This is a genomic window from Streptomyces sp. 3211.6 (assembly GCF_003634815.1).
GTDB lineage: Bacteria > Actinomycetota > Actinomycetes > Streptomycetales > Streptomycetaceae > Streptomyces > Streptomyces katrae_A.
This window is the reverse complement of the sequence record NZ_RBXC01000001.1, coordinates 7,294,250-7,316,857: the sequence shown is the minus strand read 5'-3', so window position 1 is coordinate 7,316,857 and position 22,608 is coordinate 7,294,250. Positions and strand designations below refer to the sequence as shown.

The following is a 22,608-nucleotide window of genomic DNA, read 5'->3' as shown; positions in this document are numbered from 1 at the left end:
TCAGATCCGCGCCGGGCCTCCTGCCGGGGCTCCCGCGGGAGCCCCCGCCCGGGCGATGACCAGGTCGAGCAGGGCCAGCAGGCAGTCGCGCGCGTCCGCGCGGGAGCGGGCGTCCAGCAGGAGCACCGGGGTGGCGGGGTCCCTCAGGTGCAGGGCGGCGGCGATCTCCTCGGCCGTGTAGGGCTGTTCGCCGTGGAAGCAGTTCGCCCCGACGACGAACGGCAGCCCCCGGCTCTCGAAGAAGTCGATCGCCGGGAATCCCCGGTCCAGGCGGCGGGTGTCGACGAGCACGAGCGCCCCCAGAGCCCCGCTGAGCAGGTCGTCCCACATGAACCAGAACCGCTCCTGGCCGGGCGTGCCGAACAGGTAGAGGACGACCCCGGCTTCGGTGAGGGTGATCCTGCCGAAGTCCATCGCGACGGTGGTGAGGGTCTTGGACTCGATGCCGTCGAGGTCGTCGACACCGACCCCGGCACTCGTCAGGCGTTCCTCCGTACGCAGCGGTTCGATCTCGGAGACCGCCTCGACCAGGGTGGTCTTGCCGACTCCGAAGCCGCCGGCGATGAGGATCTTGACCGGGGACGCTTCCCGGGCGGCGGGGGCGACGGAGGTGTCATATCCGGGCAAGGTTGTCCCTGATTTTCATGAGCAGGTGGACATTGGTGGTCTCGGCGCCCTCCAGGGGCGGCCGGTGGTCGATCAGCCCGCGGTCCGCGAGTTCGCCCAGCAGGAGCGTCATCGGCGTCAGGCGCATGTGCATGCGGGCGGCGATCTCGGCGACCGCCATCCCGGCGGGCGGCGCGCACAGGGCCAGGACGGCCCGCCATTCGGTGGCCAGGCCGGGGTCGTCGTCGTCCGCGGGGACCGCCGCCACGATGGTGGTGTCCATCGTGAGGACGGTCTGCGGGGCGGCGGACGTGCGGCCGTCGGTGAGCGCGTACAGCCGGGTCCGGCGGGGGCTTCGGCGCTGCGGCTCGTCGGGCATTACGCGGTCGGCGCGGAGGTGCGCTCGGGGGTTCCCAGCCACTCGCCGAGCGCCTGGGCGGTCCGTACGGCCTCGCCGCCCAGTTCGCCGAGCCGCGCCTTGCGGGAGGTGACCACGATGAGCGTGCTGCCCTCCCCGCAGCCGACGACGCACAGGTAGCGGTCGTCCATCTCGACCAGCTGGCGGATGACCCGCCCGCCGTCGATCTCCCGGGATATCGCCTTCATGGTGGCGGCGATGCCGGAGGAGGCGGCCGCGATGCGCTCGGCCTGGTCCCGCTCCAGCAGGTAGGCGCTGAGTTTGATGCCGTCGTTGGACAGGAGCACGGCTCCCTGGATGCCGGCGATCCGGCTCAGGTTGTTGTCCAGGATGCCGTAGATCATGTCGCTGGATGTCGTCGTCATGGCTGGTCCGCTCCGAGCTCTGCTTCCACTTTCTTGGTCCCCTCTTCGTAGTCCGCCCAGGCGTCGGCCACCTCTTCGGGTGTCGCCGCGTCCCGGCCGGCGTCCGGCTCCGGGGCGCGGGGGCCGCGCAGTTGCCGGGTGAGGTGGGTCTGCGGGACGCGCTCGGGCAGGGCCGGCCGCGGGTCGGCGGGGGCCGTGGCGCGGGTCGGCAGCGCCGGCCCGCGCGGTGCCGGCAGCGGCGCGGGTGCGGCGGTCGCGGTGGCGCCGGCCGGCGGGTCCCCGGCCTCGGGCCCGGTCTCGGCCGCCCGTTCGCGGACGGGCAGGCGTACGGGGTCGGGTACGGGGGCGGGCCGGGGCTGCGGCGCGGGCCGCCGCCGGGGCTCCGGTTCCCCTGCGGCGGGTGCCAGCAGCGCGCTCGGCAGGATCACCACGGCGGCCGTCCCGCCGTAGACCGAGCGGCGCAGGGTGACGCGGGCCTGGAGCTGGTCGGCGAGGTGGCCCACGACGAACAGGCCCAGCCGGTGGGCGTTCTCGGCGAGGACGGAGTACGGCGGCGCCGAGTGCAGGCGCTCGTTCATGGCCTCGTAGCCCGCCGGGGACACGCGCGGTCCGCGGTCCTCGATCTCCACGGACAGCCCGTCCGCCACGAGTTCGGCGCGGACGACCACCTTCGAGCGGGGCGGCGAGAACCGGGTCGCGTTGTCCAGGAGTTCCGCCAGCAGGTGGCTGATCTGGCTGATGGCGTGCGGCTGCACGCTGGCCTCGTCCAGGGCCTGCCGTTCGATGCGGCGGAAGTCCTCGACCTCGGCGGCGGCCTCGCGCAGCAGGTCGGCGACGCGCATGGGCTCGGTGTGCGGGTCGGGGATCTCGCCGCCGGCGAGGATGAGCAGGTTCTCGATCTGGCGCCGCATGCCCACCGTCAGCTGGTCGGAGCGCATCAACTGGGCCAGGAGCGCCTCGTCGTGGCCGAAGGTGTCCTGGAGGTCCTCGGTCAGGCTGAGCTGCCGGCTGACGAGGTTTCCGGTGCGCGAGGCGATGCCGGAGGCGAACAGGCCGAAGCCGTGCCGTTCGGCGGCGAGCTGCCGGTGCCCGTCGACGGAGGCGGCGACCACCCGGGCGAAGGCGTCGGCGATCTGGCCGACCTCGTCCTGGCGGCCGCGGACGGCGGGCAGGGCGTCCTCGTCGACGGGCTCGCCGCGCTGGAGGCGTGCCACCACGTCGGGCAGGGTCTTCTCGGCGATGGCGACGGTACGGGTGTGCAGCCGGTTCAGCCGGCGCAGCACCGACCGCGTGGTGAGCACCACGACGGCGGTGACGAGCAGCAGGGCGCCGCCGCTGGCCGCGATCAGCCAGGAGACCTCGGCCTGGAGTTCGGAGGCCCTCGCGTCGGCGTCGTCGAACACGCTGCGGGCTCGGGCGGTGTTGAGGGCGGCGAGGGCCGGTGCGAACGCCCGGTAGGCGTCGGGCCACTCGGCGACGTCGGCCGGCAGCTTCACGCCGGTGGCGGTGTCCTTGTGGTTGGCGATGACCGCGTTCTCGATGCGCAGCTTGGTCTGCCAGGCCTGCGAGGCGATGAGCTTGTCGTACGAGGCGCGTTCGGCGGGCGGCAGGTACGGCACGATCCAGGTGTCGTACAGGTACCGGTGGGTGCCGACGGCGTCGAGGAACTGGGAGAAACCGGTGGCCGCGAGCTCACGGGAGGGACCGGCCAGAGCGAGGGCGGTGTCCTCGCGGGCGACCATCTCGGTGGCCGAGAACAGGGAGACGGCCGGGCGGCTCTCCTGGCCGAGGTCGGCATCCTGAGGGTGGCTGAATTCGTCCTGGTAGGCGCGGATGATGTCGTCGATGACGCCGGTGTAGTAGCCGACCGCCTGCTCGGCGCTGCCGGTGTGGGCGTCCACGCGCCTGCGGTAGGAGGCCAGCGGGTCGAGCCGCCCGCTCACGGTGTCCAGGCGTCCCTCGCCGGGGCCGTCGGGGCTGTGTTCCGAGCCCTGCGCGGGGTCGCTGCCGGTGCCCGATATGCGGCGGAACTCCGCGGCCGCCCGGTCGGTTTCTGCCCTTTTGTCGCGCAGGGCCTCGTCGGTGACGGGCGAGCCCGCCCACCGGGCCGCCGTCATCGCCCGCTCGGCCTGCAGTTCGTTCATCAGCTTGACCAGCGGTACCCCGATCCGCTCGCCGGCCTCCACGTCGGCGCGCAGGTGCTCCGACTGGGCCAGCAGGCGCTGGGCGGTGACGGCGGTCTGGGTACCCATCGCCACGGTGGGGACGACGGCCAGGCAGACCAGCAGGGTACGCAGGCGTACGGTGCGGCGGCGCCGGACGGGCGGCGGGCTCGGTGGGCCTTCGGGTGCCATCGCAGACATCGGTCCTCGGGAGCGGCGGAGACGGGCCTGGACGCGGGCAGGGGGGAACTGCCGACACGGCCCTGGGGGGTGGGGATGCCGATCATATCCAGCCAGTCCGAATAAACGGAGACCCTACTTCCACGCGGGTGTGCGGCAGCGCGCCGGGGCGCCGGCCGCGGGCCGTCCGGAGGGTTAGCGCAGGGACTCCTTCGGGGGGCGCTCGCGGAGGGCTCCGTAGCCGATGAAGTAGGCGGGGATGCGATTGAGCCAGCGGGATTCCGTGACCAGTTCCGTCATCCGCTGGGCGCGCCGGGGGTTGCCGAAGGCGGCCCGGCCGGCCAGCAGCGGTTCGATGACCTGGGCGTGGGCCAGGCGCTGGAGGCCCTGCGTCGCCACCGTGGTGGGCCAGCGGCGCAGTTGGACGCGGCGCACGTCGTGCAGGCCGACGGTGCCCGCGCGCAGCGGGTGCACCAGGTGGCGGGCGGCGGCCACGGCGTCCTGGACGGCCAGGTTGATGCCGATGCCGAAGACGGGCGACATCGCGTGGGCGGCGTCACCGATGCACAGCAGTCCCGGCCGGTGCCAGCGGCGCAGCCGGTCGAGCCGGACGTCGAGGAGTTTGACCTCGTCCCAGGAGGTGACGGAGCCGGCGCGGTCGGCCAGCCAGGGCGCGGCCTGCGTGAAGCGGGTCATGAAGCGCTCCAGCCCCTCGGCGCGGCGCTCGGCGTCCGTGCCCTTGGGGATGAGGGCGGCGCACTGCCAGTAGTCGCCCCGGTCGATGAGGGCGGTGAAGAAGCGGTCGCCGAGCCCGCCGACGAGCCCGCTGGGGTCGTCCTCGTGGCGCGGCAGGCGGAACCACCAGGCGTCCATGGGGCAGGCGAAGCCCTCCAGGCCGAGTTCCGGCAGGGTCCGGGCGAGCGAGCCGCGGCCGTCGCAGGCCACGGTGAGGGTGGCCCGCAGCTCGCCGGTGCGGCCGTCGGCGGTGCGGTAGCGCACGCCCGTGACCCGGCCGCGTTCCATGAGGAACGAGGTCGCGCCGGTGTCCATGCGCAGCCGGAAGGACGGTTCCTTGCCCGCCTCGTCGGCGAGGAGGTCGAGGAGGTCCCACTGGGGCACCATCGCGATGTAGTTGTACGTGCCGTGCAGGGCCGCGAGGTTGCCCACCGTGACGAGGGAGCGGTCGGGTCCGATGGGCAGCTGGACGGAGGAGACCCGGCGTTGCGGCAGCCGGGCGAAGCGTTCGGCGAGGCCGATGTCGTCCAGGAGCGAGAGGGTCGACGGGTGCACGGTGTCGCCGCGGAAGTCCCGCAGGAAGTCCCCGTGTTTCTCCAGGACCGTCACCTCGACCCCGGCCCGGGCCAGCAGCAGCCCCAGCACCATGCCGGCCGGCCCCCCTCCCACCACGCAGCACGTCGTGCGTTCCTGTTCCACGGGGGCACACCCTTCTCGGGAATCCGGGCTCGCTTGCGGGCCGCCCGAGGTGACGACTCACAGGTAGCTGACTAGCATGGTCAGAAGAGGGCCGCCACCGTGCGAACGGGTGAATCACCTGCGGTGATGCAGACGGCCCGGTGAATGAGCGGTCCAGCCCATGGGTCCGTGGCCCGATCGGCCACGTTGACGGCGGATGCGCCCCCCACGTGTATCGGGCAAGGGCAGAAACTCCGTTCTGTTGGCGAAAGGAGGAGAAATCCGCTCAGCGCCGTGTGCGGCGCAGTACGAGAAGGGTTGGGAAACCATGCAAGCACTGAGAGTGAAGCGGCTCTTCGCGGCCTCCGCGATCGGAGTCCTCCTGGCCGGCGGCGCCGCCCTCGGCGCGGCGGGCACGGCCTCCGCCGCAGCGCCCACCCACGCGGTCACCTACAGCCACGGTGGCGGCGGATGGGACGACGACGGATACGGTCACGGCCACGGCTGGTACGACGACGACGATGACGACTGGGGCGGAGGGTACGACGACTGCGGCTGAACGGCCGGGCGTCAACGAGCTGTGCGGGCCGCCGAGCCGGCGGTCCGTACAGTGACGCGTGCGTGGGGGCCGTAGCGGTCGTAGTAGTCCTGGAGCAGACCGGACTCCTCCAGGACGGCGTCGGCCCAGGCACGGTCCAGGCCGGGGGGTGCGGGGCGGGTGGCGACGGCGCAGGCTCCGGTGAGCATGCCCGCGTAGACGAGGTCGGAGTGGAGGTTGCTGATGCTGTCCGTCTCGTGGAAGTTGACGGGCCGGCCGCCGGCCAGCACCGTGACGTCGACGCCGCCGGGCAGCACGTGGGTGCGCGAGCAGGGGCGTTCCACGGGATCGCCCTCGGCCAGGGCCTCGAGGGCGGGGAGGTCGAACTCGATGTCGCGGCTGCTGACGCTGGCCAGGTAGGCGGGGCGTCTGAGGGAGCGGAACTCCCGGGTGGACATGCTGGTGCGGCCGGTGACGCCGAAGACGAGCAGCGGCTCGTGCCGGTCCAGCAGGGCGGGCAGGTCCCGGTCGGTGACGTAGCCGCTCTCGTGCGCGTCGATGAGCTGGAGGATGTCGGCGTCGTGGACGGCGACCCGCATCCGGCGCTGGGTGAGCAGGGCGGCGATGTGCGCGCCGACGTTGCCGTAGCCGACGACCAGCGCCGGCTGGCCCTCGATCTTGACGGCGGGCAGCAGTTCCAGGGCCGTGGTGACGGCTTTCTCGGCGATCCAGTACGACTCGATGCGCCCCTTGAGGCGGGACTGGGCCACCGAGAACACCGGGAAGGGCAGCTCGGGTTCGCGGCCCTGGAGCTTGTAGATCCCGGACATGGTCTGCTCCACCACCCCTGCCCACTCCCCCGCCCCGGCCGGCGCGGGCTCCCCGGCGCGGGCCCGGTCCAGCAGGGCCGGTGCGACGTATCCGCCGTCGTCCAGGGCCAGGCAGCGCAGGCCCCTGCGGCGGGCCCGCTCGGTGTGCTCGCGCACCGCGGCCGGGTCTCCGGCGTCGACGACGCGCACGCCCTGTTCGACGAGGTGGCCGTGGACGCGGTGGCGCCACTGGTACGCGTAGTCCTTGCGCAGGACCGTCATCGCGTCCAGCGGGGCGCCGAGTTCGGCGAGGCAGCCGACGAGGTGGACGAGGTCGGTGAGGAAGTGGCCGGTGACCAGCACCGCGAAGCCCTCGAGGGGCCGGCCGGGGCGCAGGCGTTCGACGGCGGCGCTCATCAGCGGCAGCTCGCCCGCGACGCGCACCACCTCGTGCGGGGAGAGGGGCTGGCGGTGCCAGATCTCGGCCCAGTGCTCCAGCGAGGCCGGCGAGGGGGTCCTGCCCTGGCCCGCCAGGCGCAGGTTCAGCCGCAGCAGGGGCGATCCGGCGCCGTCGCGGCGCATCTCGGTGGAGACGTACATCGCCGCGTGCAGGCCGGGTTCGAGGCGGGCGGTGAGTTCCCCTCCGGCATGGGTGAGCACGGCGTCCGGCCCGGCGGCCTCGCACAGGCGGCGGGCGGCGCGGTACAGGAGGTGCGGGCCGTCCTCGGGGTCGCCGGCCACCTCGACCGCGGTCGCCGCGAAGGGGACCGGGCCGCCGGCGGGCCGGCCGGTGCGGTGGTCCGGGCGCGGGGCGGTCAGGGTATTCGATTCTCGGTCCACAGGAATTCCCATCCGTTCCACCCGCTCGAATTCAATGAGTTTCCGACAAGGGGATCGCCCGTCATTTCCGAATGGATTCGGTGACGCTCCGTCGAGCGCCCCGCAGGTGAGACGTGCGGCGGGGCACGGGAATGAGATTACGGTCGTTCCGGAAATGTCCACCGCATTACGGGTGGAACCGCCCTCGAATCCGCCTGGAACCACGGGGCGGCCGGGGGCGGGCGTCCGATACTCGAGCGACCTGGTGCCCACCCGAGGAGGAAAACCGTGCCCACGGCACACGACTGGATCGACGCCCTCGCCCTGGAACCGCACGTGGAGGGCGGGTATTTCCGGCGGACCTTCCAGGCGGACCACCGCCCTTTGATCGCGACCGACGCGGGTGACCGGTTCACCCTGACGTCGATCCACTATCTGCTCACCCACTGGTCCCCGGTGGGGCACTGGCACCTGAACCGCTCCGACATCCTGCATTTCCATCACCACGGCGATCCGCTCACCTACCACCTGCTGCATCCGGACGGCCGGCACGAGACCGCCGTGCTCGGGCAGGACCCGGGGCGGGGCGAGGTGCTGACCCTGGCCGTGCCGGGCGGCGTGTGGAAGGCCTCCCACCTCACGGCCGGGGACCACGCCCTGATCAGCGAGGCCGTCGCGCCGGGGTTCGACTTCGCCGACATGACCCTGGGCCGGCCGCAGGAGCTGGCGGCGCTGTTCCCGCAGCACGAGGAGCTGGTGCGGCGCTACTGCCGTCCGGCGGGCGCGGAGGGCCCTGCGGCGCCTGCGGGGTGAGGGCCCGCACGGGTGCGGACAGCGGGGTGCACAGTCGTTTACCCTGGGGGTGAACAATCGTGCACCCCCTTGGTGTCCCGCTCTCCTCCTCCGTCTGGAGCAGCATGCCCTCCGCGATACCGGCCTCCGGCCGCCCGCGCGCCCACGCCCGGCTCGTCGTCCCCGTCCTCGCCTTCTGCGGCATGGTCGTCGCCGTGATGCAGACCCTGGTGGTCCCGCTGCTGCCGCACGTGCCCGCCCTGACGGGCGCGAGCCCGGGGGCGGCCGGCTGGCTGGTGACCATCACCCTCCTCACCGGGGCGGTCTTCACCCCGGTGCTCGGGCGCGTCGGGGACATGTACGGCAAGCGGCGGGTCCTGCTGGCCTCGCTCGGCGTGCTGACCCTCGGCTCGGTGCTGTGCGCGGTCAGCTCCGACATCGGGGTGCTGATCACCGGCCGGGCCCTGCAGGGCGCGGCCCTCGCGGTGATCCCGCTGGGCATCAGCATCATCCGCGACGAACTGCCTCCCGAGCGGGTGCTGCCCTCGATCGCCCTGATGAGCTCGACCCTCGGCATCGGGGCGGCGATCGGCCTGCCGGTGGCCGCGGTGGTCATGGAGAACTCCGACTGGCACACGATGTTCTGGGCCTCGGCCGCGCTCGGCCTGACCGACCTGCTCCTGGTGCTGTGGATCGTCCCGGAGTCCCCCGTACGCTCCCGGGGCCGCTTCGACCTCCTGGGGACCCTCGGCCTGGCCGGCTGCCTCGTCGGACTGCTGCTCGCCATCACCCAGGGCGCCGACTGGGGCTGGACCTCCGCGCGCACGCTCGGCCTGCTCGGCGCGTCCGCGGCCGTGGGCCTGCTGTGGGGCCGCTACGAACTGCGCACCCGCTCGCCCATGGTGGACCTGCGGGTCTCGGCGCGGCCCGCCGTGCTGCTGACCAACGTGGCGGCCCTGCTGATCGGTTTCGCCTTCTACGCCAACTCCCTCGTCACCGGGCAGATGGTGCAGGAGCCCACCAGTACGGGGTACGGGCTCGGGACGTCCATCGTGGTCAGCGGCCTGTGCCTGCTGCCCGGGGGCCTCGCGATGGTCGCCCTCTCCCCCGTCTCGGCGCGGATCTCCGCCGCGTACGGGCCCCGCACGGCCCTCGCGCTCGCCGCCGTCGTGATGGCCGTCGGCTACGTGGTCCGCTTCTACACCAGCCACAGCCTCTGGATGATCGTGGCCGGCGCCACCGTCGTCTCCTCGGGCACGGCGATCGCGTACTCGGCACTGCCCGCCCTGGTCATGCGGGCGGTGCCGGTGGGCGAGACGGCCGCGGCCAACGGTCTGAACACCCTGATGCGGTCCGTCGGCCAGGCCTGCTGCAGCGCGGTGGTCGCCGCCGTGCTGGCCCATCTGACGTTCAGGGCGGGCGGGCGCACCGCCCCGACCCTGCACGCGTACCTGCTGATCTTCCTGATCGCCGCCGGAGCCGCGCTCGCCGCGCTGGCCGCCACGCTGTTCCTGCCGTCGGACCGTCCGCGCGGCCGGGGAGCGAAGGGGGGTACGGTCACGGTGACAGCGTCCGTGACCGCCGCCCGGGAGAGCGCATGAGCACCACCGACGGAACCGCCCCCGCGACCGGCGCGGGCACCACGGCCGCCTCGGGCGAGGCGGGCGAGGCGGGCGCCGGGAGCGGGCGGGACGCCATCGTGCGGGCCGCGCGCCGGGCGTTCACGCTGCAGCCGTACGCCGAGGTCACCCTGCGCGGCATCGCCGCCGCGGCCGGGGTCAGCCCCTCGCTGATCGTGAAGCGGTTCGGCACCAAGGAGGCCCTGTTCAACACGGTCGCCGACTTCGGGGCGGCCGCCGACGCCCTGTTCGCCGCCCCGCTCCCGCAGCTCGGCCGGCACCTGGTCCTGACCATGGTCGCACTCCGTGACCGCTTCGGCGGGGACCCGCTGCTGCGGGTGGTGTTCTCCCTCGGCATCGAGGACGAACGCACCCTGCTGCGGGCGCGATTCCGCGAGCAGGTCACCGACCGGCTGGCCCGGAGCCTGCCGGGACCGGACGCCGCACTGCGCGCCGAGCTGATCGCCGGCCAGCTGCTGGGGCTGGGCGCCACCCTGAGCCTGCACCGCCCCGACGGGGCGGGCGCGCAGGCGAGCGCCGAGCACCTGGCCGACCTGTACGCGCCCGGCCTCCAGCGCCTGGTCGACGGCGCCTGACGCGCCGCGCCGGGCGGCTGCGGCGGGCAGCCGTCCGGCGCGCGCGGCCTCAGACCGTTGCGAAGCCGGTGACCAGGGCGAGCGGCAGGTAGTCCGTGTCGGCCGCGGGTGTCCAGCCGTGGCTCCGGTACGCCAGCGCGGCCAGGGCGAGCGGCAGCAGCGGCAGGAGACTGCGCGGCCGGACGCCGGGGCCCGGTTGGGCGCTGTGGGCCGACAGGAGTGCGGCGAGCCCGGAGTCGAAGGCCTCGCGGTCACCGGCGGACAGGGCGCGCAGCACGCGCAACCCCATGGCGTGCGGCCGGTCGAGGAGAGCGCCCTCGCCGTCCGCGGCCCGCGCGCGCATCCGCTCCAGCCCGGCGTCGATGGCGGCGAGCTCCGCCCGGACGCCCGGCGCAGGCTCCACCTCCTCGTCCCCGGTGTCCCCGACGACCTCGGCCATGAGGCCCTTGACGAGCTCCGTGGCGGGGTTGCCCGGAGCGTTCTCGGCCCAGTCCTGGCGGGCGAAGTGGAACGCCTCGCCGTTGTCCGCGACCTTGTCGGCGAGGATCGTGAGGCAGAACGCGTCGATCCACTCCGAGGGGGTGACGCCGTCCAGCTCGTCGCGCTCGCCACCGGGCCGGTAACTCATCCCGAAGTTCACGTGGTCGAGGAAGACGTGGAAGGACTCGTACGTGTGGTACGCGGCGTACGCGACCGCGCCGGCCGCGGCCGCGGCGGCGTCCTTCAGGACCGCCTCCGCCTCCGGGGTGTCGAGGGCGGGCGTCCCCACGGACAGCGCGCCCAGATGGTCGAGGAGTTCCTCCGCGAGCCGCTGCCACTCGTAGGTGGCCATCGGCCCTCCCCGCGACATCGTGCGGACCTGCCCCCCGATCCAGTTCTCGAAGTCCTCCAGGGCCTCCGAAACAGCCGCTTCGTCCACCTGATGACGCTCTATCCGCACAGCCCACTCCTTGATCACCGAACTGCCCCCAGCCTAGGGCCCGGGTCTGACAGCGCGTCGGGGCGGGGCGGCGGACCCGCCGCTCAGGGGCCGTGCGGGGGCCGGGGCAGCGGGGGCAGGGCCGGTTCGTCCAGCCAGGACGCGCACAGGGCGTCCGTCGGAGCGTCCGCGTGGCGGGCCACGTGCGCGGTGAAGGCGGACGTGGTCACCACGCCGTGGCGGTGCCGCGTCGCCCAGTCGCGGAGCATGCGGAAGAAGGCCCCGTCGCCCAGTTCGCAGCGCAGCGCGTGCACGGTGAGGCCGCCGCGCTGGTAGAGGCGGTCGTCGAACATCAGCTTGCGGCCCGGGTCGGACAGGCGCAGGTCCTGCGGCCGGGACGCGAGCAGCCGGTGCGCGGCGGCGGCCAGTTCGTGTGCGGTGCGGCCGCCGGAGCGTTCCGACCAGAGCCATTCGGCGTACTTGGCGAAGCCCTCGTTGAGCCAGATGTGCCGCCAGTCGGCGATGGTCACGCTGTTGCCGAACCACTGGTGGGCGAGCTCGTGGGCGATGAGCCGTTCCGCGCCGCGGGCGCCGTCGACGTGGTTGGTGCCGAACGTGGACAGCCCCTGGGCCTCCACCGGCACGTCGAGTTCCTCGTCGGCGACGACCACCGTGTACTCGCCGAAGGGATAGGGCCCGAACAGCTCCTCGAACAGGCGCATCATGGCGGGCTGGCGGGCGAAGTCGTGGGAGAACCGGGGCAGCAGGTGCGCGGGTACGTGGGCGCTCTGGGGGACGCCGCCGGGTCCGGCGCCGTCGAGCGGGACCGTCTGGTACATGCCGACGGACAGGCCGACGAGGTAGCTGGAGGTGGGCGCGGGCTGCTCGTACACCCAGGTGGTGGTGCTGGCCCCGGTGGTGCGGGTCAGCAGCCGCCCGCCGGCCGCGACCGTGTAGGCGGAGGGCGTGTTGAGGGAGATGTGGTAGGAGGCCTTGTCGGCGGGCCGGTCGTTGCACGGGTACCAGGAGGGGGCGCCGACCGGCTGGCTGGCCACCAGCGCGCCGTCGGTCAGCTCCTCCCAGCCGAGACCGCCCCACGGGCTGCGCACCGGCCGGGGGTTGCCCGACCAGTGCACCTCCACGGTGAAGGCCGCGGCCGCGGGCAGCGCTTTGGCGGGCCGGATCCGCAGCCGGCCCGCGCGGTGGGTGTAGTGCGCGGCCCGGCCGTCGACCAGGACCCGGCCCACCTTGAAGTCGGCGAGGTTGAGCTGGAACTCGGGCAGGGCCGCCGGGCCGGCGATCGCGCTGATCCGGGCCCGGCCGGTGAGCCGGTTGGGTCCGGGGCGGTACTCCAGGGCGAGTTCGTAGCGGTGCGCGCGGTAGCGCGGGTCGCCGTTCTGCGGGAAGTACGGGTCCGGTGCCGGTGTCTGCTGGCCGCTCACTGCCGTGTCCGCTCCCTGCGCCGTGCTCGTCGGGGGTGCCGGTGTGCCGTCCCGCCGCCGGCCGTGGAACGCGGGTTCGTCAGCGCCACGCCTCGATCGGGTTGCCCAGCCAGCGGGTGTCGTCGGGAACGGATTCCCCGGCCATCACGAGGGAGGCGGGGCCCACCGCGGCGCGGGCTCCGATCGTGCTCCCGGGCAGGACGATCCCGCCCGGGCCCAGGGTGGCGCCCTCGCGCAGCACCACAGTATCGGTCCGCAGGATCCGGTCGTGGAAGAGATGCGTCTGCAACACGCAGCCCCGGTTGACGGTGACCGCGTCGCCGAGGGCCACCAGGTCCGTCTCGGGCAGCCAGTGGCTCTCGCACCACACCCCGCGTCCGATCCGGGCGCCGAGCCCGCGCAGCCACAGGGTCAGCAGCGGGGTGCCGGGCACCGATCCGGCCAGCCAGGGCACGGCGAGGACCTCCACGAAGGTGTCGGCGAGCTCGTTGCGCCAGACGAAGGCGCTCCACAGCGGGTGCTGCCCCACCCGGTGCCGGCCCACCAGCAGCCACTTGGCGGCCACGGTGAGCGCGCAGGCGGCGGCCCCGGCGGTGAGCAGGACCGCTCCGGACAGCAGCGCAGCGCCCCAGGGGCCCAGCGGACGCGCCAGGGCGCTGAGCGCCGCCCCGCTGAGAACGGCCAGGGCGGCCGAGCAGAACACCGGGACGAGCCGGCAGAGTTCGACCAGGCCGCGCGCCCACAGCAGCCGCGCCGGCGGATCGTAGGTGCGGCCCTGGTCGGCGGCGGCCGCGGAGCGGGGCAGCCGGACCGGCGGCAGGCCCAGGTAGGAGCCGCCCTTCTTGGCCTTCTTGGGCGTCGCGGACAGCACCGCGACCAGCCCGTCGTCGGGGACCCTGCGGCCGGGGGCGGTCATGCCGGAGTTGCCGAGGAAGGCGCGGCGGCCGATCCTCGACTGCCCGATCCGCACCCAGCCGCCGCCGAGTTCGCAGGGGGCGGTCAGGGTGTCGTCGGCGAGGAACGCGCCGTCGCCGACGGTGGTCAGGCTGGGCAGTCCGAGGACGGTGGAGACCTCCGCGCGGCGGCCGACGCGCATGCCGAGCAGCCGCAGCCACACGGGGGTGGCCAGCGCCGCGTACAGCGGGAAGAGCGTGTCCCGGGCGAGGTCCATCAGCTGGGTGACCGCCCAGGCCTGCCAGCCGGTCCGGCTGTGCGTGGGGTGGCTGCCCGTGCGCAGTCCGAGGCTGAGCGCGCGCACGCAGACCAGCACCAGCAGGGCGTAGGCGAGCCCGTAGGCGAGCGCCCCGGGCACCACCGCGAGCAGCGCCCCGCGCAGGGCCCTGCCCGCGCCGGCGCCGGCGGGGACGAACCGGCCCGCCACGAGGAGGGCCGGCAGGGCGGCGAGCAGGGGCAGGGCGGTGAGGCCCACGCCGGTCGCCCCGTACATCGTGCGCCACAGGAACGGGCGCGGCGGGCGCTGCCGGGGCCAGTCGTGTTTGGCCCGGCCGAGTTTGACGGCGGGGGCTCCGGCCCACCGCTGGCCGGTCGGGACGTGTCCGACGACGGCGGACCCGGGGGCCACCTCGGCCCGCTTGCCGACCCGCGCGCCGGGGAAGAGCAGGCTGCGGGTGCCGACGACCGCGCCCGCGCCGACCCGGACGGGGCCGATCACGAGCCGGTCCCCGTCCAGCCAGTGCCCGCGCAGGTCCACCTCGGCCTCCACGGCGCAGCCGCGGCCGAGCCGGAGCATGCCGGTGACCGGCGGCAGGGAGTGCAGGTCGACCTCGGGGCCGACCCGGGCGCCGAGGGCCCGCGCGTAGCGTTCCAGCCAGGCCCCGGTGAGGGAGGTCGCGCCGGCGCACTCGGCGAGCCGCTCGGCGGTCCACAGCCTCAGGTGCACGCTGCCGCCCCGCGGATGCCGTCCTGCCGTCACTCCGCGCAGCAGCAGGCGTGCGCCGCCCGCCGCGATCGCGAGGCGGCCGGGCGGGCTCAGCAGCAGCACCGCCCCGGCCCCCACGAGCCACCAGGAGGCGGCGGGCGCCCACGGGTAGGGGCCGAGCCGGTGCAGGACGTTGCCCAGGGCGAACAGCACCACCGTCCAGCGCAGGCCGGCCAGGGTGAACAGCGGGAGCAGCAGCAGCGTCTGGAGGATCCGGGAGCGGAGCGGGACCGGGACGACGGTCCGGGGTGCCTCGTCCTCCCGTACGGATTTCTCCAGCCGCCGGGCCAGCTTGCGCAGGACGGGCTGCTGGTAGACGTCGAGGACGGCCGCGCGGGGGTAGCGGGTGCGCAGCAGGGTGGCGAGCCGGGCGGCGGCGAGGCTGCCGCCGCCGATGGCGAAGAAGTCGTCGCCGGCGCCGGTGACGGGCACGCCGAGGGCCTCGGTCCACTGTTCGGCGAGCCAGGCCTCGGTGCCGTGGAGCCGTTCGGCGGGCGCGGTGGCCGCGGCTGCGGGCAGGGGCCAGGGCAGGGCGTCGCGGTCGACCTTGCCGGAGGTGCGGGTCGGGAGTGCGTCGACGGGGGCGAGCAGCGGGACGAGCGCGGCGGGCAGTTCGGCGCGCAGCCGGGCGAGGGCGGCCGCGTGGTCCCAGCCGTCCTGGGTGACGAGGTAGCCGACGAGGAGCTGGTTGCCGCCGCGTGCGGTGCGTACGGCGGCGGCCGCTCCGGAGACACCGGGCAGGGCCTGGAGGGCGGCGTCCACCTCGCCGAGTTCGATGCGGCGGCCGCCCAGTTTGACCTGTTCGTCGCCGCGCCCGAGGAAGACCAGTCCTTCGGGTTCCGCGCGCACCAGGTCGCCGCTGCGGTAGGCGCGCGGCCAGCCGAGGGAGGGGAGCGGGGCGTACTTCTCGGCGTCCTTGCCGGGGTCGAGGTAGCGGGCCAGTCCGACGCCGCCGATGACGAGCTGGCCGCTGCCGCCCATGGGTACCGGTTCGCCCGATCCGTCGACGACGGCGAGTTCCCAGCCGGCCAGGGGCAGCCCGATGCGGACCGGTTCCTCGCCGGTCAGGAGCGCGGCGCAGGCGACGACGGTGGCTTCGGTGGGGCCGTAGGTGTTCCAGACCTCGCGTCCCTCGGTGACCAGACGCCGGCTCAGCTCGGGCGGGCAGGCCTCGCCGCCGAAGACCAGCAGCCGGACCTCGTCGAGGCTTTCGGGCTCCCAGAGCGCGGCCAGGGTCGGGACGGTGGAGACGACGCTGATCTCCTGGTCCACCAGCCAGGGCCCGAGGTCGGCGCCGCCGCGCACCTGCGAGCGCGGGACGGGCACCAGGCAGGCGCCGTGGCGCCAGGCCAGCCACATCTCCTCGCAGGAGGCGTCGAAGGCCACGGACAGGCCGGCCATGACCCGGTCCCCGGGGCCGAGGGGATCGTCGGCGAGGAAGAGCGCGGCCTCGGCGTCGACGAAGGCGGCGGCGCTGCGGTGGGTGACGGCGACGCCCTTGGGGCGGCCGGTGGAGCCGGAGGTGAAGATGATCCAGGCGTCGTGCTCGGGTGCGGGCGGGGCGGAGCGGACCCGGTCGTGGGCGCGGGGGCCGGTGAGCTCGATGCCGGGACCGGCGCCGAGGACGGCCCGGACCCCGGCCTCGGCGAAGACGAGTGCGGCCCGCTCGTCGGGGTCCTCCGCGTCGACCGGCACGTAGGCGGCCCCGGCGGCGAGGACGGCGAGGACGGAGGCGTAGAGGTCGTTGGTCCCGGAGGGCACCCGTACGCCGACGCGGTCTCCGAGCCCGATCCCGCAGGCGGCCAGGACCCGCCGCCTGCGCTCGACCTCGGCGGCCAGGGCCCGGTAGGTCAGGCGGGCGGTGCCGTCGTCGAGGGCCGGGTCGTCGGGGTGGGCGCGCACGGAGGCGGCGAAGACGTCGACGAGGGTGCGGGGCGGGGCGGGGGGCCCGGCGGAGAACCGGGCGGACTTGGAAGAGGCCCCGTCGGGGGCCCCGGCCGGGCGGGGGCCGGGGTCCGCCGGCGCGGCCCCGCCTCCTTCCCCGGCCCGTTCCCCGGCCCCGGGCCGCTCCCCGTCCTCGTCGAGCAGATCGAGTTCCCCGTGCCCTGGTGTGATTGCCATCGGCCCTCGCGTCTCGTTCCGGAAGCGTCCGGAGCGCGGGGCGCTGCGTTCCGGCGCCGGACAGCCCATCAGCGTAGTGCGGCGGTGCGGGGATTCCGGTTGAAGCGCCGGGCGTGGCCGGATCACGCCGCCCTTCGGGTGGTGGCCGGACGTGTCGGGCGCCCGGCACCGGCAGGGGTTCGCGATGCTGGGCCGGGCGCGGCAGCGGGACGACGGCCGGCCTCCCGCACGGTGACAAGGAGAACGGCATGCCGACGGACTCGGTCGGACGGTTCCTGACGGCTCTGGACCCCGGGCACCGGGAGGCCGTCGCGGCCAGGCCGCGCGAGGAGCAGGAGCGCCTCGCGGCGGCCTGGGAGGAGGAGCTGGGGGTGGGCGACGAGCTCGACACCCTCGACGAGCTGTCCCCGCCCGCCGCCGAGGCGGAGGCGGCCCGGCGGGTCATGGAGCGCGAGTCCTGACTCCGCCGGTCCCCGTACCGCCCGCCCGCCCGCCGGTGCCGGGGTGTCCGTCACCGGCGGGGAAGGGCACTTCGGGGAAGGGCACTTCACGCCTTTACGGCGGCGCGGCTCTCAGCAGCCGAGGGTGACCTCGTGGACGACGGGCCTGGCGGTCCAGGGGAACGAGGCGACAGCGAAGGCGGCGCGCACGGTCGATCCGCAGGGGGCGGAGGCGATCTGTCCCCGGACCTCGACGGTCGAGGAGGTGAAGACGACCGGCCATTGCCGTGTGACGGGCGCGCCCTCGCCGACGACCTCGACGGACAGGGTCGTGAACAGCTGCTTCGGCGCCGGGGCCGGGCTGCCGGGAGAGGGCGGGCCGGCGAGTCCGACCGTGCCGTAGAACTCGACGGTGGTGCCGGTGACTTCGGCGCACACCCGGGTGGACAGGCCCGCCTGGAGACCGGAGGGTCCGCAGGAGGTGACCGTCTCGGCGGGGGTCGCAGGGGTGTCGGCGAACGCGGGGGCGGCCGTCAGGACGGTGAGGGCGGCGGCGCCGGCGGTCAGGAGGGCTAAGCGGTTCATCGGGATTCTCCCCAGGGGAATGGTCATGGATCGCTGCCCGGATGCCCACCCGGACAGGTCTTATGTCATGTGATATTTCACATGACATAAGAATGCAAGGTGATCATGAGCTGAACCCCGCGCACCCGGCCCATGACGACTCCCCCCGCGCACCGTACGATTCCGGCCGGTGGAAGCAGAGCGAACGGGGAACAGAATGCGCAGGCCAGGGCGGGGACTGGGGATCGCGGCTCTCGTGATGCTCACGGCCGGATTGCTGATGGCGGGCGGGGGCGCGCTGGCACCCAGGCTGCTGTACCGGGCCGTGTCGTACTCGGCGTCGGCGATGGAACCCACGTACGCCAAGGGCGACCTGCTGCTGTTCCGCAAGGACCCGGCCGAGGTCCGGCGCGGGGACGTGGTGCTGGTGACGGTGGGCCCCATGGACGGCGGCGAGGGCCCCGGGGGCCCGGTGGTCGAACGGGTCGTGGCCGTGGGCGGCGACACCATCGCGTACGAGCCGGGCGCCTCCCGCCTGACGCTGGGCGGCCGGCCCCTGGACGAGCCGTACGTGAAGGACGGCGCCCCGACGGCGGGTTCGGCCGGCCCGTTCTCGGTGTCCGTGCCGCAGGGGCGCGTCTTCCTCCTCGGCGACAACCGCGGCAACTCGGCGGACTCCCGCTACCGCATGCGCACGACGCCCGGCGGCACCGCACCGGTCGCCCACGTGCTCGGGGTGGCCCTTTCCGACGAGGAGACCCGGCGGACCGCCGTCCTCTTCGGCTCGCTGATCATCGTCGGCCTCCTGGCCCTGCTGGCGTTCGCCGTCCTGGGCGTCCTCTGGCTGGTGGCCCGTCGGCGGCGGCCGGCCGTACAGGGGCCGGTCTGGGGAGCCACGACGGTGGAACCGGCCGGTCCGCGGCACCCCTGAGCGGCTTCCCGGCGCCGTGAGCCCGTCACGGCGTCCAGCCGGGGTCGCGTCCGCTGAGCCCGACCGTGCGGTCCAGCAGGGGCGCCCCGTCCGGTACCGGCACGACGGGGCCGAAGACGCCCACGCCGCCGCCGGATTCCTGGGCCGCCGCCCACAGGAAGGCGTGGGAGGCGTGCAGCGCGGCGGCGTCCGGGACGTACTCCTGGCCGGTGGCCCGGGCCAGGTCCCAGCCGTGGACCACCAGCTCGTCCGCCGCCACCGCGGCCGCGACGGCACCCGGCAGGTCCACACCGCCCGCGCGGGTCATCCCGGTCCAGGCGGCGGGGTCCTCCCAGGCCCCGGCCAGTTCGCCGAGGGCCTGCGGGATCCGCTCGCGCCAGTCGGCGGGCAGCCGGGGCGGGGCCGCGTCCGGGGGCGTGGCGGTCGTGGGGCCGAGCTCCTTGCGGGCGGCGTCACGGAAGGCGACGGCCAGGCCCGCGAGGTGGCCCAGCAGGTCGCCGACCGCGTACGCCGGGCAGGGCGTGGGCCCGGCCAGCAGGCCGTCGGGGACGCCGCTGACGAGGCGGGCCACGATGGCCGCCTGCGGTCCGAGGTCGAAGGTCGTCGTGCCGGTCATCCGGGGCTCCCTGCGCAGCGAACGGGTCTGCAGGGTAGACCGGCGGCGTGGCCGGAACTCATCGGACATGCCCGGGACGGCCGCACCGGCACCGGCCGGGCGCGGGAGGGCAGTACCGGAACCGTCGGCCGCGCCCGGGGAGGCGGCACCGCGCAGATCCGCCGGGGCCCGAGAGGCGGCGTCGCGCCCGTCGGCCAGGCCCGGGGAGGCGGCACCGCGCAGGTCCGCCGGGGCCCCGAGAGGCGCCGTCGCGCCCGTCGGCCGGGCCCGGGGAGGCGGCCCGATGGGCACGGGGGCGCACTGCGTAGGATGCGGCCGGGCGGAGCCGTAGCGCAGAGGTCGACGCGCGCGGTCTCCAACACCGCGAGGACGCCGGTTCGAATCCGGCCGGCTCCGCCCGACCCGGCGCACGGTCTCCTTCCGCCGTCGCCTTGTCTTCCTGCCTAGTCCGTCTGCGGGGGCAGGGACGCGCCGAGTTCCGCCAGCTCCGCCTCGGTGAGCTCCAGCCGGGCGGCCCCGGCCGAGTCGGTGATGGAGGCCGGGCGGCTGGCGCCGGGCAGGGGGATGACGGACGGGGAGCGGGAGAGGAGCCAGGCCAGGGCGACCCGCTGGGGGCTGACCCCGTGGGCGGCCGCGACGCGGTGGAATGCGGTGCCGGTGGAGGTCGGGCCCGAGGGGCCGTCCAGGGAGCTGCGGGAGATGCCGCCGAGGGGGCTCCAGGGCAGGAACGCCAGGCCCAGTTCCGTGCACAGCCGCAGCTGGGGCTCGCTGTCGCGGACGGCGGGCGAGTACTGGTTCTGCACCGAGACGAGGCCGTCGCCGAGGATCGCGTGCGCCTCGCGGATCTGGGCGGTGGTGACGTTGGAGATGCCGGCGGCGCGGATCGTGCCGGCGTCCAGGAGCTCGCGCAGGGCGCCCACGGACTCCGCCCAGGGGACGGCCGGGTCCGGCTTGTGCAGCTGGTACAGGCCGATCGCGTCCACGCCCAGCCGCCCGGCGGAAGCCTGCGCGGCGCGCTTGAGGTGCTCCGGGGTGCCGGTGACGGTCCAGCTGCCGTCACCGGGGCGGCCGCGGCCGCCCTTCGTGGCGATCAGGACGCCGGAGGTGTCGCCTCCGTAGCGGGCCAGGGCGCGGGCCACCAGCCGCTCGTTGTGGCCCTCTTCGCCGGCGTGCCAGTGGTAGCTGTCGGCGGTGTCGATGAGGGTGACACCGGCGTCGAGGGCGGCGTGGACGGTGGCGACGGCGCGGCTCTCGTCCGGGCGGTGCTCGATCGACAGCGGCATGGCGCCCAGGCCGATGGCGCCGACGGTGGTGCCCGCGAGGGTGCGGTACGGGTTCGGCATGGTGGTGGGTGTTCCTCAGGCGGTGGGGACGGCGGCTTCGGCGAGGGCTTCGGTGACGGCGTCCGGCAGCCAGTCGGCCGTGTGGGAGAAGGCGAAGCCCAGTTCCTTCGCACGGGCGTTGCTCATGGCGTAGTGGCGGTCGAAGGAGAACGGAGAGGCGGGCGTGGTGGCGGTGGCCGGCTGGTGGCGGGGCTCCCGGCCGGTCTGCGCGGCGATGGCCGCGGTGAGGGCGTGGACGTCGAGCGGGCCGTCGGAGCAGGCGTTGAGGGGGCCGGCGAAGTCCGCTTCGGTGGCGGCCCAGCGCAGCAGCTCCGCCAGTTCCGCCCAGTGGATGAACACCGTCGGCAGGGGGCGGGCGTGCACGGTGACCGGTTCGCCGGTGGTGGCGCGGCGGGTGTAGTGGGCGAGGCGGCCGGTGAACTCCCGTGTGCCGCCGCCCAGTACGTGCGCGCTGCGGACGGAGGCGAAGGTGAATCCGCCGGCGCGGGCGAGGACGGCCTCCGCCTGGCGCTTGCCCTCGGCGTAATGGGCCTCCAGGTAGGCCCCGTCGTGCCAGGGCAGTTCCAGGTCCACCGGCCAGGCGGCCGGGTCGACGGTCTCCTCCGGCACCGGGGTGTCCGCCGGTACGGGCGGCAGGGCGGTGGTCGCCGGGTCGTAGACCTCGATGGTGGAGGTCATCACGTACCGGCGGGTGCGGCCGGCGAAGACCCGGGCGGCGATCGCGGCCTGCACGGGCATGTAGCAGACCTGGTCCACCACCACGTCGAAGGTGCGGGGGCCGAGGGCGGCGAGGAGGGCTGCCTCGTCGTCGCGGTCGACGACGAGGTGCTCGACACCGGCGGGCGGGCGGCCGGAGCCGCGGTTGATCACCGTGACCTGGTGGCCGGCCGTCCGCAACCGCTGGACCAGGAGCTTTCCGAAGTACCGGCTTCCGCCGATGACGCAGATCCTTTGCATGCCCCCACTCTGTCGATCCCCGGTGATCAGCAGAAGTGGTGTGTTGGTGGGCGGGTATTAAGGAAAACTGGTGACCGACCCGTGGTCAGGCGCGTGCGGGCTCCGGCAGCGGGGCCTTGCGGGCGTGGAGGACGTGGGCGCCCAGGGGCAGCGGGGTCCGGCCGTCGAGGCGCAGGCCCGCGTCGGCCAGCAGGCGGGCGTAGTGGTCCTCCCGGCGTTCGCGGCCTCCGACGTTGCACAGCATGTGCAGGTCCCAGGCGGTCGCCGGCGAGGGGGAACCGTCGGCGGGCAGGAGGCGTTCCACGATCAGCAGGTCGGCGTGGGCGGGCATCGCGCGGGCGCAGTGGCCGAGGATCTCCCGGCAGCGGTCGTCGTCCCAGTCGTGCAGGACCCGGGCCAGGACGTACACGTCGCCTCCGGCGGGGACGTCGGCGAAGTCGCCCGCCCGGTACTCGCAGCGTGCGCCGCAGCCCGCGGCGTCGAGCAGGCGGCGGGCCGTGGCGACGGCGTGCGGGCGTTCGAGGAGGACGCCGCGCAGGCCCGGGTGGGCGGTGAGGACCTGGCGGAGCAGTTCCCCGTTGCCTCCGGCTACGTCCACGACCGTGGCGGGCGCGGGCGCCTGGGCGGCCGCCGTGGTGAGGACCGGATGGGCGGGCAGCGGCCGGAACATGCGCGCACTCGCGGCCATCGAACGGTCGAAGAGGTCGGCGAGTTCGGGGTCGCGGGCTAAGTGGTCGAAGTGGTTCTCGCCGTGGAGGTGGTCGAAGCCCGGCTGCCCGGTCCGTACGGCGTGGTCGAGTTCGCCGAAGGAACGGTAGAAGGGGCCGCCGTACATGAGGGCCAGGGGACGCATCGACGCGGGCGCGTCCGCGCGCAGCAGGGCGCCGAGTGCGGTGAGGCGGAAACCCTCCTCCGGACGCTGCTCCGGGCGCTCCACCTGGCGTTGCTCCGGGCGCTCCTCGCGGGTCACGGCGCCGAGCATTTCCAGGTAGCGCAGGAGGGTGGCGGGGCCGCGGGGA

20 protein-coding genes and 1 tRNA gene are annotated in these 22,608 nt (G+C 74.7%); 7 read left to right on the top strand and 14 right to left on the bottom strand.

Annotated elements, in window-relative coordinates; genetic code table 11:
* The 5 genes from BX286_RS33560 to BX286_RS33540 all read right to left on the bottom strand — a co-directional run bounded on the left by BX286_RS33560 (position 1) and on the right by BX286_RS33540 (position 5,114).
* Complete coding sequence (locus BX286_RS33560; RefSeq protein ID WP_079423411.1) at positions 1 to 627, bottom strand: ATP/GTP-binding protein; 627 nt, start codon at positions 625 to 627, stop codon at positions 1 to 3.
* Complete coding sequence (locus BX286_RS33555; RefSeq protein ID WP_079423413.1) at positions 614 to 985, bottom strand: DUF742 domain-containing protein; 372 nt, start codon at positions 983 to 985, stop codon at positions 614 to 616. Before BX286_RS33555 ends, BX286_RS33560 begins: the two co-directional genes overlap by 14 nt.
* Complete coding sequence (locus tag BX286_RS33550) at positions 985 to 1,389, bottom strand: roadblock/LC7 domain-containing protein (protein WP_079423415.1); 405 nt, start codon at positions 1,387 to 1,389, stop codon at positions 985 to 987. The genes BX286_RS33555 and BX286_RS33550 overlap by 1 nt, the downstream gene beginning before the upstream one ends.
* Positions 1,386 to 3,752, bottom strand: coding sequence for a sensor histidine kinase (locus tag BX286_RS33545; RefSeq protein WP_079423417.1), 2,367 nt, complete (start codon positions 3,750 to 3,752; stop codon positions 1,386 to 1,388). The genes BX286_RS33550 and BX286_RS33545 overlap by 4 nt, the downstream gene beginning before the upstream one ends.
* Positions 3,753 to 3,926: 174 nt before the next feature.
* Complete coding sequence (locus tag BX286_RS33540) at positions 3,927 to 5,114, bottom strand: FAD-dependent oxidoreductase (RefSeq protein WP_121017812.1); 1,188 nt, start codon at positions 5,112 to 5,114, stop codon at positions 3,927 to 3,929.
* Between the two features lie 358 nt (positions 5,115 to 5,472).
* On the opposite strand from BX286_RS33540, the gene BX286_RS33535 reads away from it, so the two are divergent.
* Complete coding sequence (locus BX286_RS33535; protein WP_100864548.1) at positions 5,473 to 5,703, top strand: hypothetical protein; 231 nt, start codon at positions 5,473 to 5,475, stop codon at positions 5,701 to 5,703.
* Positions 5,704 to 5,714: 11 nt separating this feature from the next.
* Here the strand turns inward: BX286_RS33535 and BX286_RS33530 are convergent, their stop codons facing one another.
* Positions 5,715 to 7,331 carry a hypothetical protein gene (locus BX286_RS33530; RefSeq protein WP_121017389.1) on the bottom strand — a complete coding sequence of 539 codons (1,617 nt, stop codon included), beginning with the start codon at positions 7,329 to 7,331 and terminating at the stop codon, positions 5,715 to 5,717.
* Between the two features lie 267 nt (positions 7,332 to 7,598).
* Between BX286_RS33530 and BX286_RS33525 the strand changes: the two genes are divergently transcribed.
* From BX286_RS33525 to BX286_RS33515, 3 genes are all read left to right on the top strand, one after another.
* Positions 7,599 to 8,123 (top strand): cupin domain-containing protein, encoded by a 525-nt coding sequence (locus tag BX286_RS33525; RefSeq protein WP_079423423.1) that lies wholly within the window; start codon positions 7,599 to 7,601, stop codon positions 8,121 to 8,123.
* A gap of 104 nt (positions 8,124 to 8,227) precedes the next feature.
* On the top strand, positions 8,228 to 9,703 hold the full coding sequence (locus BX286_RS33520; protein ID WP_121017387.1) for an MFS transporter: 1,476 nt from the start codon (positions 8,228 to 8,230) through the stop codon (positions 9,701 to 9,703).
* Complete coding sequence (locus tag BX286_RS33515; RefSeq protein WP_121017385.1) at positions 9,700 to 10,317, top strand: TetR/AcrR family transcriptional regulator; 618 nt, start codon at positions 9,700 to 9,702, stop codon at positions 10,315 to 10,317. Before BX286_RS33520 ends, BX286_RS33515 begins: the two co-directional genes overlap by 4 nt.
* A gap of 49 nt (positions 10,318 to 10,366) precedes the next feature.
* Here the strand turns inward: BX286_RS33515 and BX286_RS33510 are convergent, their stop codons facing one another.
* The 3 genes from BX286_RS33510 to BX286_RS33500 all read right to left on the bottom strand — a co-directional run bounded on the left by BX286_RS33510 (position 10,367) and on the right by BX286_RS33500 (position 16,738).
* Positions 10,367 to 11,257 (bottom strand): immunity 49 family protein, encoded by an 891-nt coding sequence (locus BX286_RS33510; RefSeq protein ID WP_261993593.1) that lies wholly within the window; start codon positions 11,255 to 11,257, stop codon positions 10,367 to 10,369.
* Positions 11,258 to 11,340: 83 nt separating this feature from the next.
* A complete protein-coding gene (locus tag BX286_RS33505; protein ID WP_121017381.1) occupies positions 11,341 to 12,678 on the bottom strand; it encodes a M1 family metallopeptidase in 1,338 nt (445 codons plus the stop codon).
* A gap of 79 nt (positions 12,679 to 12,757) precedes the next feature.
* Positions 12,758 to 16,738: a Pls/PosA family non-ribosomal peptide synthetase gene (locus BX286_RS33500; RefSeq protein ID WP_121017379.1), complete on the bottom strand. Its 3,981-nt coding sequence runs from the start codon at positions 16,736 to 16,738 to the stop codon at positions 12,758 to 12,760.
* 248 nt (positions 16,739 to 16,986) lie between these two features.
* On the opposite strand from BX286_RS33500, the gene BX286_RS33495 reads away from it, so the two are divergent.
* Positions 16,987 to 17,199, top strand: coding sequence for a hypothetical protein (locus BX286_RS33495; protein WP_079423434.1), 213 nt, complete (start codon positions 16,987 to 16,989; stop codon positions 17,197 to 17,199).
* A gap of 111 nt (positions 17,200 to 17,310) precedes the next feature.
* On the opposite strand, the gene BX286_RS33490 is transcribed toward BX286_RS33495, so the two are convergent.
* Positions 17,311 to 17,763 (bottom strand): hypothetical protein, encoded by a 453-nt coding sequence (locus BX286_RS33490; RefSeq protein WP_121017377.1) that lies wholly within the window; start codon positions 17,761 to 17,763, stop codon positions 17,311 to 17,313.
* A 238-nt stretch (positions 17,764 to 18,001) separates the two neighbouring features.
* On the opposite strand from BX286_RS33490, the gene lepB reads away from it, so the two are divergent.
* Positions 18,002 to 18,673 (top strand): signal peptidase I, encoded by a 672-nt coding sequence (gene lepB / locus BX286_RS33485; RefSeq protein ID WP_187344251.1) that lies wholly within the window; start codon positions 18,002 to 18,004, stop codon positions 18,671 to 18,673.
* A gap of 25 nt (positions 18,674 to 18,698) precedes the next feature.
* Here lepB and BX286_RS33480 read toward each other — a convergent pair whose 3' ends face one another.
* Positions 18,699 to 19,289, bottom strand: a complete 591-nt coding sequence (locus BX286_RS33480) for a TIGR03086 family metal-binding protein (protein WP_121017375.1) — start codon at positions 19,287 to 19,289, stop codon at positions 18,699 to 18,701.
* A 321-nt stretch (positions 19,290 to 19,610) separates the two neighbouring features.
* On the opposite strand from BX286_RS33480, the gene BX286_RS33475 reads away from it, so the two are divergent.
* A tRNA-Trp gene (locus tag BX286_RS33475) sits at positions 19,611 to 19,685 on the top strand.
* A gap of 47 nt (positions 19,686 to 19,732) precedes the next feature.
* Here BX286_RS33475 and BX286_RS33470 read toward each other — a convergent pair.
* The 3 genes from BX286_RS33470 to BX286_RS33460 form a co-directional block, all read right to left on the bottom strand.
* A complete protein-coding gene (locus BX286_RS33470) occupies positions 19,733 to 20,632 on the bottom strand; it encodes an aldo/keto reductase (protein ID WP_079423441.1) in 900 nt (299 codons plus the stop codon).
* A gap of 15 nt (positions 20,633 to 20,647) precedes the next feature.
* The gene (locus BX286_RS33465) at positions 20,648 to 21,589 is read right to left on the bottom strand and encodes an NAD-dependent epimerase/dehydratase family protein (RefSeq protein WP_121017373.1); all 942 of its coding nucleotides are present in this window, start codon (positions 21,587 to 21,589) and stop codon (positions 20,648 to 20,650) included.
* A gap of 85 nt (positions 21,590 to 21,674) precedes the next feature.
* On the bottom strand, positions 21,675 to 22,559 hold the full coding sequence (locus BX286_RS33460) for a methyltransferase (protein ID WP_315974774.1): 885 nt from the start codon (positions 22,557 to 22,559) through the stop codon (positions 21,675 to 21,677).
* Positions 22,560 to 22,608 lie beyond the last annotated feature (49 nt).